Origin of the sequence: Pseudomonas sp. PWP3-1b2, from assembly GCF_049896045.1 — a bacterium.
Taxonomy (GTDB): domain Bacteria; phylum Pseudomonadota; class Gammaproteobacteria; order Pseudomonadales; family Pseudomonadaceae; genus Aquipseudomonas; species Aquipseudomonas antarctica_B.
In genome coordinates, this window is the sequence record NZ_JAFCTN010000019.1 from 1 (window position 1) to 11,889 (window position 11,889).

Genomic DNA, 11,889 nt, shown 5'->3' on the forward strand with positions numbered 1-11,889 from the left:
TTTGAAGAATTCTTCAACAACTTCAACCACTTGCGCTTCCGATCTCTCGTTAGCGGGAGGCGAATTCTACAGCGTTACACGCTGCTGTCAACACCTCTTTTTTCCGCTTTCGACCGAGAAGATCGAAACGTTAATAGAGCCAAACAACACTGCTCTACCAACTCCTTCTGGGCTTCGATGAACTGAAGCAACTCGCTGCCGAATCTCACATAACTCTTTGTTTACCAAGGAGTTTTCCGTTTCGACTGCGCCGGAAGTGGGGCGAATTATAGACTTCCAGAATCTGCCGTCAACTTCTTTTTTCACATTTCTGTCATATCGATCAAAAACACCCCAAAAACGCAAAAGCCGGCCCCAAGGGGCCGGCTTTCAGCTCGCCTTACGACAAACTGGGGAAAGCAAACTGCGACGCTTCATGGCTGGCCCGCTGCGGCCAACGCTGGGTAATCGCCTTGCGACGGGTATAAAAACGCACCCCATCCGGCCCATAGGCATGCAAGTCGCCAAACAGCGACCGCTTCCAGCCACCAAAGCTGTGATACGCCACCGGCACCGGCAGCGGAACGTTAACCCCCACCATGCCCACTTCGATCTCGTCACAGAACAGGCGCGCCGCCTCTCCGTCACGGGTAAAGATGCACGTACCGTTGCCGTACTCGTGATCGTTGATCAGTTGCATCGCCGCTTCCAGGCTGTCCACCCGAACTACACAGAGCACCGGTCCAAAGATCTCTTCCTTATAGATACGCATCTCAGGCGTCACGCGATCAAACAGGCTGCCCCCCAGGAAGAAGCCCTCTTCATGGCCCGCTACGCTCAACCCGCGACCGTCCACTACCAGCTCGGCGCCTGAAGACACACCATCTTCTATATAGCCACAGACTTTATCCCGCGCCTGCCCCGTGACCAACGGCCCCATGTCCAAACCGCAGGAGGTGCCCGCACCAATCTTCAATGCCTTGATCTGTGGCACCAGCTTGGCGATCAACGCATCCGCCACCTGGTCACCCACGCACACCGCCACCGAAATCGCCATGCAACGCTCACCGCAGGAACCGTACGCCGCGCCCATCAAGGCACTCACCGCGTTATCCAGGTCGGCATCGGGCATCAGTACCGCGTGGTTCTTCGCCCCACCCAGTGCCTGCACACGTTTGCCGCGCTTGGTCGCTTCGGAATAGATGTACTCGGCAATCGGCGTCGAGCCCACAAAACTCAGTGCTTTCACTTCCGGCGCTTCGATCAAGGCATCCACAGCCCCTTTATCGCCATGCACCACGCTCAGCACGCCTTTGGGCAGACCGGCTTCCTGCAGCAATTGCGCAATCAGCAGCGTGGAGCTCGGGTCACGCTCCGAAGGTTTCAGGATGAAACAGTTACCGCAGACAATCGCCAGCGGGTACATCCACAACGGCACCATCGCCGGGAAGTTGAACGGTGTAATACCCGCCACCACGCCCAATGGCTGGAAGTCCGACCACGCATCAATGTTCGGCCCAACGTTGCGGCTGTACTCGCCCTTGAGGATTTCCGGCGCCGAGCACGCATATTCCACGTTCTCGATCCCGCGCTTCAATTCACCCGCGGCGTCTTCCAGGGTCTTGCCATGCTCTTCGCTGATCAACTGCGAGATGCGGGCTTCGTTCTGTTCCAGCAATTGCTTGAAACGAAACATCACTTGGGCACGCTTGGCTGGCGGGGTATTGCGCCAAGCCGGAAAAGCCGCCTTCGCCGCGTCGATTGCGCTTTGAATGGTTTCACGGCTGGCCAGCGGCACCTGGTGAATCACGTTGCCGGTGGACGGGTTGTACACGTCGGCACTACGGCCGGTATCGCTGACCATCTGGCCATTGATCAAATGCTGGATGAGGCTCATGCAGGGCTCCTGAAAAATTGTTCTATATAGAAGGCGTCATCAGTCGATCTTGTTCACCACTTCGCCGACCGCGTCGAACAAGCGATCCAGGTCTTGCGGCTTGCTGTTGAAGGTTGGCCCGAACTGCAGAGTGTCGCCGCCAAAGCGCACATAGAAACCGGCTTTCCAAAGCGCCATGCCTGCCTCGAATGGCCGCACGATCGCATCACCGTCACGCGGGGCGATCTGGATCGCACCCGCCAGGCCGTAGTTACGAATGTCGATCACGTTCTTGCTGCCCTTCAAACCGTGCAGCGCATTCTCAAAGTGCGGCGCAACTTCGGCCACGCTCTGCACCAGGTTTTCCTTCTGCAACAGGTCCAGTGCGGCCAGGCCTGCCGCGCAAGCCACCGGGTGCGCCGAGTAGGTGTAGCCGTGGGGGAATTCCACCGCGTACTCAGGCGTCGCCTGGTTCATGAAGGTTTGATAGATCTCACTGCTGGCAATCACGGCGCCCATCGGAATCGCGCCGTTGGTCACTTGCTTGGCGATGCACATCAGGTCCGGAGTCACGCCAAAGCTATCGGCACCGAACATCGAACCGGTACGGCCGAAACCGGTGATCACTTCGTCGAACACCAGAAGGATATTGTGCTGGTCGCAGATTTCGCGCAGACGTTTCAGGTAACCCTGCGGCGGCACCAGCACACCCGCAGAACCGGCCATCGGCTCAACGAATACCGCCGCGATGTTCGAAGCGTCGTGCAGTTCGATCAGCTTGAGCAGCTCATCGGCCAGCGCGATACCCCCCAACTCCGGCATACCACGGGAGAACGCATTGCTCGCCAGCAAGGTGTGCGGCAGATGGTCAACGTCCATCAAGCCTTGACCAAACAGCTTACGGTTACCGTTCACGCCACCCAGGCTGGTACCGGCAATGTTCACACCGTGATAACCCCGGGCGCGGCCGATCATCTTGGTCTTGGTGGCTTGGCCCTTCAGGCGCCAGTACGCACGCACCATTTTCACCGCGGTATCGGCGCACTCGGAGCCGGAGTCGGTGAAGAACACGTGGTTCAGGTTGCCTGGGGTCAGGTCGGTGATTTTTTCCGCCAGTTGGAACGACAACGGATGACCGTATTGAAAGCCCGGAGAGTAGTCCAACGTGCCCAGTTGCCTGGAGACCGCTTCCTGAATTTCCTTGCGCGTATGCCCGGCGCCGCAGGTCCACAGGCCCGACAACGAGTCATACACCTTGCGCCCCTTGTCATCGGTCAACCAGCTCCCCTCGGCGGCCACGATCAGGCGCGGGTCACGCTGGAAGTTACGGTTGGCGGTGTAAGGCATCCAGTGGGCGTCCAACTTAAGTTGGCTGGCCAGGGACGCAGGGGCGTTTTCGGGCATGTTCATCAGCAAAACCTCGCAGGGCAAAAGGCCGCGTCGGGATTGAAACGCGTTGTTGCAGCTAAATTGCCACGGCGATAAAGTCGGTGAAATTCAACTCTTCTAACCTTCAGTCAGGCCTTCACTAAACTATGAGCAGCCGTCGACCCGATCCCCTCGCCCAAGTCAGCGACTTCGATATCCGCCTGCTGCGTATCTTTCGCAGCGTGGTGGAATGCGGCGGTTTCTCGGCAGCAGAGACGGTGCTCGGCATCGGCCGTTCGGCAATCAGCCAGCAGATGAGCGACCTTGAGCAGCGCCTTGGGTTAAGACTCTGCCAACGCGGCCGCGCCGGGTTTTCCCTGACTGAAGAAGGCCGCGAGGTTTATCAATCGGCGCTGCAACTATTGAGTGCGCTGGAAAGCTTTCGCACCGAGGTCAACGGCCTGCACCAGCATTTGCGCGGCGAACTGATCATTGGCCTCACCGACAACCTCGTCACCCTGCCCCACATGCGCATCACCCATGCCCTCGCACAATTGAAGGAACGTGGCCCGGACGTGCAAATCCAGATCCGCATGATCGCCCCCAACGAAGTCGAACAAGGCGTACTCGATGGCCGCCTGCACGTGGGCGTGGTGCCTCAAGCCAGCGCCTTGTCAGGCCTGGAATATCAACCGCTCTACAGCGAACGCTCACTGCTCTATTGCGCGGTCGGTCACCCGCTGTTTTATGCCGACGACAAGCAACTGGACGACCCGCGCATCGACAGCCAGGACGCCATCGCCCCGACCTTCCGCCTGCCCGGCGACATCCAGGCGCATTACCAGGCCCTCAACTGCACCGCCAGCGCCTCGGACCGCGAAGGCATGGCGTTTCTGATCCTCACTGGCCGCTATATCGGCTACCTGCCCGATCACTACGCCAGCCTGTGGGTGCAACAAGGCCGACTGCGCGCGCTGAAACCGGCGACACGTTTTTACGACTTAAGCCTCGCATCGGTCACGCGCAAGGGCCGACGCCCTCATTTGGTGCTGGAGAGCTTTCTGGAAAGTCTGGCCGCAACGCGCTAACACGGGCCCCTCGCTAAAACTTGAGCAAGTGGACAGCTTTTTGCAAGGAGACCACCCACCTTGAACTGTCCGCCTCGAGTTTGCCCGCCATGCCACCAGAATCGTCCAGCACCAGCGACCTGATCTACGGCCTCAACGACCGTCCGAAACCTCTGCCCGCGACACTCGCCGCCCTGCAACATGTGCTGGCCGCGTTTGTCGGCATCATCACACCACCGCTGATCATCGGCTCCACCCTGGGCCTGAGCGCCCACCTGCCGTACCTGATCAGCATGGCGTTGATGGTTTCCGGTGTAGGCACCTTCATCCAGGCGCGTAGGCCATTCGACATCGGCGCCGGAATGATCTGCCTGCAAGGCACCAGCTTTGCGTTTCTCGGCGCGGTACTGTCGGCGGGTTTCCTGGTCAAGCAACGCGGCGGCAGCCCGGAAGACATCATGGCGATGATCTTTGGCGTGTGCTTTTTCGGCGCAGCAGTGCAGATCGTGTTGAGCCGGTTTATCGGGCAATTGCGCCGGGTGATCACGCCGCTGGTCACCGGTATTGTGATTACGCTGATCGGCATCAGCTTGATCAAGGTTGGCATCACTGACCTCGGCGGCGGCTTCAACGCTCCCGACTTCGGCGCGCCGATCAACCTGGCGCTGGGTGTATTCGTGGTGCTGACCATTATCCTGCTCAACCGCTCGAACACCCCGTGGGTACGCCTGTCGGCAATCATCATTGGCCTGGCCCTTGGCAGCCTCGCGGCGTGGCTCAGCGGCAAACTGGTGCCCCAAGCCCTGCCCGACCTGCCGTTGATCAGCCTGCCAATCCCGTTTCGCTTCGGTTTCAACTTCGACTGGAGCGCCTTCCTGCCCATCGCGCTGATTTATCTGATCAGCAGCATCGAAACCGTCGGCGACCTCACCGCCAACTGCATGATCGCCCGCCAGCCCATCAGCGGCCCTTCTTATATAAGCCGGCTCAAGGGTGGCGTACTCGGCGATGGCGTGAGTTGCATGATCGCTGCCACCTTCAGCGCCTTCCCCAACACCACCTTTGCGCAGAACAACGGCGTGATCCAGTTAACCGGCGTGGCCAGCCGTTACGTCGGCTTATATATAGGCGTGCTGCTGTTTTGCCTCGGTTTGTTTCCATTGATTGGCGCGGTGCTGCAGCAAATCCCCAAACCGGTGCTGGGCGGCGCCACATTGGTGATGTTCGGCAGCGTTGCCGCAGCGGGTGTGCGCATTCTCGCCCAGGCGCCGCTGGACCGGCGCAGCATGCTGATCATCGCCACGTCGTTCGGCGTCGGCCTGGGCATCGCCGCCCAACCCGATTTGCTGCACTTGATGCCAAGCCTGGTGAAAAACCTGTTCGATTCGGCCATCACCAGCGGCGGGCTGACTGCCATTGTGTTGTGCCTGTTGTTGCCGGAAGCCAAAGCCCCCCACGTTGCCGCAAACAGCGTGCCGGAAAGCGACACACTGGAATCGCTTTAACGGTTTTATTGCATCAGGACTTGTCTGAGGCTTGAGGGTGGGTTATCTGTGCACACGTCGTCTTTATCGATCAGCACGGAAACCTCCATGAGCCTCGAAGTTCCTGCCCACAGCAACCACGCCGGTAAACCCGCCAGCCGCATTCGGCAAAAAAACGAACAAGCGATTCTCCAGGCTGCTGAAGATGAGTTCGCGCGCCATGGCTACAAAGGCACCAGCATGAACACCATTGCGTCGAGTGCCGGGCTGCCCAAGGCGAATTTGCATTACTACTTCACCAACAAGCTGGGCCTGTATATCGCGGTGCTCAGCAACATCCTCGAACTGTGGGACAGCACCTTTAATGCGCTGACCGCCGAGGACGACCCGGCCGTGGCCCTAACCCGCTACATCCGCACCAAGATGGAATTCTCGCGGCGCCACCCGCAGGCCTCGCGAATTTTCGCCATGGAAATCATCAGTGGCGGCGAATGCCTCACCGAATATTTCAGCCAGGACTACCGTGCCTGGTTCAGCGGCCGGGCGGCCGTGTTCCAGGCCTGGATCGACGCCGGCAAGATGGACCCCATCGACCCCGTGCACCTGATTTTCCTGCTGTGGGGCAGCACCCAGCACTACGCCGACTTCGCCACCCAAATCTGCCGCGTCACCGGTCGCACCAAGCTGACCAAGCAAGACATGGAAGACGCCGGGACCAACCTGATCAACATCATCCTTAAAGGCTGTGGCATCAAGCCCGCCCTATAAACGAAGCGACTTATGCCTTTTACGCTCACCGGCCTTTGCGAATTTCGTGAAGAAATACGCAAAAGCCGCTTCATCACCCTCGCCGCGCCCATCACAAGCCCGCAGGACGCCCAGGCGTTTTTCGAGCAACACAGCGACCTGAATGCCACGCACAACTGCTGGGCCTGGAAGCTGGCCGACCAGTACCGCAGCAATGACGATGGCGAACCCGGCGGCACCGCCGGGCGGCCGATTCTGGCGGCGATTGAAGCCCAAGGCTTTGATCAGGTCGCGGTGCTGGTGATCCGCTGGTACGGCGGCATCCAGTTGGGCACCGGGGGCCTGGCCCGAGCTTATGGCGGGGGCGCAAACAAATGCCTGCAAAGCGCTGAACGCATCGAGCTGATCAGCCGCGTGCCGCTGAGTTGCGCCTGTGGGTTTTCCGAACTGAACCTGGTGAAACTGCGCGTTGCCGAACTTGGCGGGCTGGTGGTGGAAGAAACCTTCACCGCCAACGGCGTAGAGCTGCAACTCGCACTCGGCGAAGCCCACATCGACACCCTGCAAACCCAACTAGCCGACCTCAGCCGTGGGCGCATCCTGCTGCAACGCTGAAACTGTTACTGTTGTTTACTGCATTCCCTGAACCGCGACGCTAAAGGAAGCTATTCATGCCTACGCCAAAAACCGCACTGATCATCGGCGCCTCGCGCGGGCTGGGCCTTGGCCTGGTCAAGCAATTGCTCAAGGACGGCTGGGACGTGACCGCCACCGTGCGCGACCCGAACAAGGCTGATGCACTGAAAGCCGTCGGCGCGGTACAGATCGAGAAACTGGACATGGACGATCAGCAAGCCGTGATCGCCCTGAGCCAGCGCCTCAAGGACCGCACCTTCGACCTGCTGTTCGTCAACGCCGGCGTCAAAGGCCCGGCCAACCAGGAACCGGGCCACGCCACCCTGGCGGAAGTCGGCCAGCTGTTTTTCACCAACGCCGTGGCGCCGATCAATCTGGCACAGCGTTTTGCCGGGCAGATCCGCAAAAACAGCGGCGTGTTGGCGTTCATGAGTTCGGCGCTGGGCAGCGTAACCATCCCGGACGGTTCGGACCTGGCGCTGTACAAGGCCAGCAAGGCCGCGCTCAATTCCATGACCAACAGTTTCATCACCCAACTTGGCGACCACAAACTGACCGTGCTGTCGCTGCACCCTGGCTGGGTGAAGACCGACATGGGCGGTGAAAACGCGCACATCGACGTCGACACCAGCGTGCGCGGCCTTATCGATCAGGTGAACGCCTACACCGGCAAAGGCGGCCACCACTTCATCGACTACAAGGGCGACACCATCGCCTGGTAAACCCTCGGTCCACTGTGGGAGCGGGCTTGCCCGCGATGATCTCAAGAGCACCTCACTCCCACAGCTAGACCCGCCCCCTAACTCCACGTAATCTACCCCCGCGCCCTCACCGGCGACCCTGGATCAGCAGACAGGGCAACACTGAGCTGGCAAACCTGAACCCATCATTCAGAGGAGCCGGCCAATGCCCGCGTCCCGTATCTGGTTAAAAAACCCCCTCGCAATTTTCACTGCCAACGGCATCGATGCCCGTGGCGGCCTGGTGCTGCAAGACGGTGTGATCACCGAACTGCTGGGCTGGGGACGCGAGCCCGCCGTGCCTTGCGGGCAAGTGTTCGACGCCCGCGAACATGTGATCCTTCCCGGCTTGATCAATACCCACCACCACTTCTACCAAACCCTGACCCGCGCCTGGGCGCCGGTGGTCAACCAGCCGTTATTCCCGTGGCTGAAAACCCTGTACCCGGTATGGGCACGGCTGACCCCGGAAAAACTCGCGCTGGCATCCAAGGTGGCGTTGGCCGAATTGCTGCTCTCGGGCTGCACCACGGCAGCGGATCACCACTACCTGTTCCCCGACGGTCTGGAAAACGCCATCGACGTACAAGTCGAAAGCGTGCGTGAGCTGGGCATGCGCGCCATGCTCACGCGCGGTTCCATGAGCCTGGGCGAAGCCGACGGCGGCCTGCCGCCCCAGCAAACCGTGCAACAGGGTCACGTAATCCTTGAAGACAGCCAGCGCCTGATCCGCGAGTACCACCAACGCGGCGAGGGTGCGCAGATCCAGATCGCCCTCGCCCCGTGCTCGCCGTTTTCGGTCACACCGGAAATCATGGAAGCCAGCGCCGAACTGGCCAACAGCCTCGACGTGCGCCTGCACACCCATTTGGCAGAAACCCTCGACGAAGAAGACTTTTGCCTGCAACGCTTCGGCTTGCGCACCGTGGACTATCTCGACAGCGTCGGCTGGCTCGGCCCGCGCACCTGGCTGGCCCATGGCATTCATTTCAACCCGGATGAAATCGCGCGCCTGGGCGCCGCCGGCACCGGTATCTGCCATTGCCCGAGTTCGAATATGCGTTTGGCTTCGGGCATCTGCCCGACGCTGGATCTGCTCGCTGCCGGCGCACCTATTGGTCTGGGCGTGGACGGCTCTGCCTCCAATGATGCGTCGAACATGATCCTCGAAGCGCGCCAGGCGCTCTACATTCAGCGCCTGCGATACGGCGCGGAAAAAATCACCCCCGAAGGCGTGCTGGGTTGGGCAACCAAGGGTTCGGCGCAGTTACTGGGGCGCACAGACATTGGTGAATTGGCCGTAGGCAAACAGGCCGACCTGGCGCTGTTCAAGCTGGATGAGCTGCGCTTTTCCGGCAGCCATGACCCGATTTCGGCGCTTTTGTTGTGCGGCGCTGATCGTGCGGATCGGGTGATGATTGCAGGCAAATGGCGCGTCATCGACGGCCAGGTCGAAGGTCTGGACCTCAAAGGCCTGATCGCCGATCACACCCAGGCCGCCCGCCAGCTGATCGCCGGAACCTAAGCAAATTTTGAGTGCGGCCCCGTGTGGGAGCTGGCTTGCCTGCGATTGCATCACCCCGGTGCAACTGAAAAACCGAGGTGCCTGCATCGCAGGCAAGCCAGCTCCCACACAAACCAGTCCCACATAAGGTTCTGCGGTGTTTACAACCCCAACAGTGACAACATGATAAACGTCGCAAACAACACAAAATGCGTCATCCCTTCAATGGCATTGGTTTCGCCATCATTGAGGTTGATCGCACTCACAATCAGCGTGATAAACACCATCACCGTCTGCACCGGCGTCATCGCCATCTGAAACGGTTGGCCGGTATAAAGCGCCATGGCTTCCATCACCGGCACCGTCAAAATCACCGTCGACAACGACGCGCCCAAGGCAATATTCACCACCGACTGCATGCGGTTAGCCAGTGCCGCGCGCAACGCAGTCAGAATTTCCGGCGCCGCCGAAATGGCCGCTACCACAATCGCCGTGATCACCGGCGGCGCGCCCGTGCCTTCCAGGCCCAGATCCAGGGTTTTCGACATCACCTCGGCCAGCGCACCAATCACCACCACCCCAAACACCAGGGTGCCGATCGAGAACGCCAGGTTGACCGCAGGTTCCTGCGCTTCTTCAGGCTGTTTCTTGCGACGTTTTTCCGGGTAGCTGTAACTGAAGAAATAACTGTGCGGTCCCACCTGCATGCGCAGGAACAGGGTATAGAGCACCACCATCGCGCCAATGGTGAAGGCAGAGTAAATTTTCCAGTCGGCCTCGGGGATAAATTCCGGCACCACCATCGATACGCCCATCGCCGTGAGGATCATCACGCTGTAGGTACGCGCCGAGTCGTCGTTGTAGGACTGTTCGCCGTGCTTGATGCCGCCCATCAGCGCGGCCAGGCCGAGGATGCCGTTGATGTCGAGCATCACCGCCGAATAAATCGTGTCGCGCACCAGGGTCGGCGAAGGTTCGTTGCTCATCATGATCGCCAGGATCACCACTTCCACCAACACGGCGGCGAGGGTAAGGATCATGGTGCCGTAGGGGTCACCGACTTTTTCCGCGAGTTGCTCGGCGTGGTGCGCCACGCGCATCGAGGCGATGACGATAAAACCAATCAGTGCGACGCCTGCCAGCAGCGCCACCATTTGCCCGCTGTGCAGCATCCAGTGCTCCAACGGATAGGCGGCGATGGCGGCAATCAGCGCCAGCAGCATGAATTTTTCTTGCTTGAGGGATGTGAGCATTACGGGCCTTTTTGTGCAGCAAATCAGTCATTGATGGGGTACAGACTGCACAGCGCCGCTAACGTTTCGTTACACCTTAGTTCACGCCGCCCTTGCGTGAATAAATCGAATACTCTCCTGCTGGTCAGGTTTTGCCGATTATTTCAGCCATGGCCTGTAGAATGCCGCCATTGCACCTGATGAGAATTTAGAAATGTACGATTGGCTCAACGCCCTGCCCAAGGCTGAATTGCACCTGCACCTGGAAGGCTCGCTGGAGCCTGAGCTGCTGTTCGCGCTGGCTGAACGCAACAAAATTGCACTGCCGTGGAACGACGTCGAAACCCTGCGCAAGGCCTACGCCTTCAACAACCTGCAAGAGTTTCTCGACCTGTATTACAAAGGCGCCGACGTGCTGCGCACCTCCCAGGATTTCTACGACCTGACCTGGGCCTACCTGCTGCGCTGCAAAGCACAGAACGTGATTCACACCGAACCGTTCTTCGACCCGCAAACCCACACCGACCGTGGCGTGCCGTTCGAAGTGGTACTTAACGGCATCGCCGCCGCGCTCAAAGATGGCGAGCAGCAACTGGGCATCACCAGCGGTTTGATCCTGAGCTTCCTGCGCCACCTGAGCGAAGCCGAAGCCGAAAAAACCCTCGACCAGGCGCTGCCGTTTCGTGACGCGTTTGTGGCCGTGGGCCTGGACAGTTCGGAGATGGGTCACCCGCCGAGCAAGTTCCAGCGCGTGTTCGACCGCGCCCGTCACGAAGGCTTCCTCACCGTGGCCCACGCCGGCGAAGAAGGCCCACCGGAGTACATCTGGGAAGCCATCGACCTGCTGAAAATCCAGCGCATCGACCATGGCGTGCGCGCCATCGAAGACGAGCGTTTGATGCAGCGCATCATCGACGAGCAAATCCCGTTGACCGTGTGCCCGCTGTCCAACACCAAACTGTGCGTGTTCGACGACATGGCCCAGCACAACATCCTCGACATGTTGGAGCGCGGCGTGAAGGTGACGGTGAACTCGGACGACCCGGCGTACTTTGGCGGTTATGTGACCGAGAACTTCCACGCGCTGTACGCCAGCCTGGGCATGACCCAGGACCAGGCCAAACGCCTGGCGCAGAACAGCCTGGATGCGCGGCTCGTAAAACCATAACGGGTTAAACACCGGTTAAAAATGTGGGAGCTGGGGTTGCAGCCATAGCCTAACCCACGTTGCACATAAAAAACCCAGCGGCGGGAAA

At 59.8% G+C, this 11,889-nt stretch carries 10 protein-coding genes; 7 read left to right on the top strand and 3 right to left on the bottom strand.

Features of this window, described 5'->3' with window-relative positions; translation table 11 throughout:
* Nucleotides 1-379: 379 nt before the first annotated feature.
* Together ACP7A2_RS14175 and ACP7A2_RS14180 are read right to left on the bottom strand one after the other, a co-directional pair.
* Nucleotides 380-1,876: a CoA-acylating methylmalonate-semialdehyde dehydrogenase gene (locus ACP7A2_RS14175; protein WP_426134699.1), complete on the bottom strand. Its 1,497-nt coding sequence runs from the start codon at nucleotides 1,874-1,876 to the stop codon at nucleotides 380-382.
* A 39-nt stretch (nucleotides 1,877-1,915) separates the two neighbouring features.
* A complete protein-coding gene (locus ACP7A2_RS14180) occupies nucleotides 1,916-3,265 on the bottom strand; it encodes an aspartate aminotransferase family protein (RefSeq protein WP_426134700.1) in 1,350 nt (449 codons plus the stop codon).
* A gap of 125 nt (nucleotides 3,266-3,390) precedes the next feature.
* Between ACP7A2_RS14180 and ACP7A2_RS14185 the strand changes: the two genes are divergently transcribed.
* From ACP7A2_RS14185 to ACP7A2_RS14210, 6 genes are all read left to right on the top strand, one after another.
* Nucleotides 3,391-4,311 (top strand): LysR family transcriptional regulator, encoded by a 921-nt coding sequence (locus ACP7A2_RS14185; RefSeq protein WP_348061755.1) that lies wholly within the window; start codon nucleotides 3,391-3,393, stop codon nucleotides 4,309-4,311.
* 89 nt (nucleotides 4,312-4,400) lie between these two features.
* Complete coding sequence (locus ACP7A2_RS14190; RefSeq protein WP_426134701.1) at nucleotides 4,401-5,795, top strand: uracil-xanthine permease family protein; 1,395 nt, start codon at nucleotides 4,401-4,403, stop codon at nucleotides 5,793-5,795.
* A gap of 87 nt (nucleotides 5,796-5,882) precedes the next feature.
* Nucleotides 5,883-6,542, top strand: a complete 660-nt coding sequence (locus ACP7A2_RS14195; protein WP_426134702.1) for a TetR family transcriptional regulator C-terminal domain-containing protein — start codon at nucleotides 5,883-5,885, stop codon at nucleotides 6,540-6,542.
* A gap of 12 nt (nucleotides 6,543-6,554) precedes the next feature.
* Complete coding sequence (locus ACP7A2_RS14200) at nucleotides 6,555-7,136, top strand: IMPACT family protein (protein WP_426134703.1); 582 nt, start codon at nucleotides 6,555-6,557, stop codon at nucleotides 7,134-7,136.
* Between the two features lie 56 nt (nucleotides 7,137-7,192).
* Nucleotides 7,193-7,879, top strand: a complete 687-nt coding sequence (locus ACP7A2_RS14205; protein WP_426134704.1) for an SDR family oxidoreductase — start codon at nucleotides 7,193-7,195, stop codon at nucleotides 7,877-7,879.
* Nucleotides 7,880-8,063: 184 nt separating this feature from the next.
* Nucleotides 8,064-9,422 (top strand): 8-oxoguanine deaminase, encoded by a 1,359-nt coding sequence (locus tag ACP7A2_RS14210; RefSeq protein WP_426134705.1) that lies wholly within the window; start codon nucleotides 8,064-8,066, stop codon nucleotides 9,420-9,422.
* Nucleotides 9,423-9,562: 140 nt separating this feature from the next.
* Here the strand turns inward: ACP7A2_RS14210 and ACP7A2_RS14215 are convergent, their stop codons facing one another.
* Nucleotides 9,563-10,654 carry a calcium:proton antiporter gene (locus ACP7A2_RS14215; protein ID WP_375068710.1) on the bottom strand — a complete coding sequence of 364 codons (1,092 nt, stop codon included), beginning with the start codon at nucleotides 10,652-10,654 and terminating at the stop codon, nucleotides 9,563-9,565.
* 193 nt (nucleotides 10,655-10,847) lie between these two features.
* Here ACP7A2_RS14215 and ACP7A2_RS14220 point away from each other — a divergent pair, with 193 nt between their 5' ends.
* Complete coding sequence (locus ACP7A2_RS14220) at nucleotides 10,848-11,801, top strand: adenosine deaminase (protein ID WP_426134706.1); 954 nt, start codon at nucleotides 10,848-10,850, stop codon at nucleotides 11,799-11,801.
* Nucleotides 11,802-11,889: the final 88 nt, after the last annotated feature.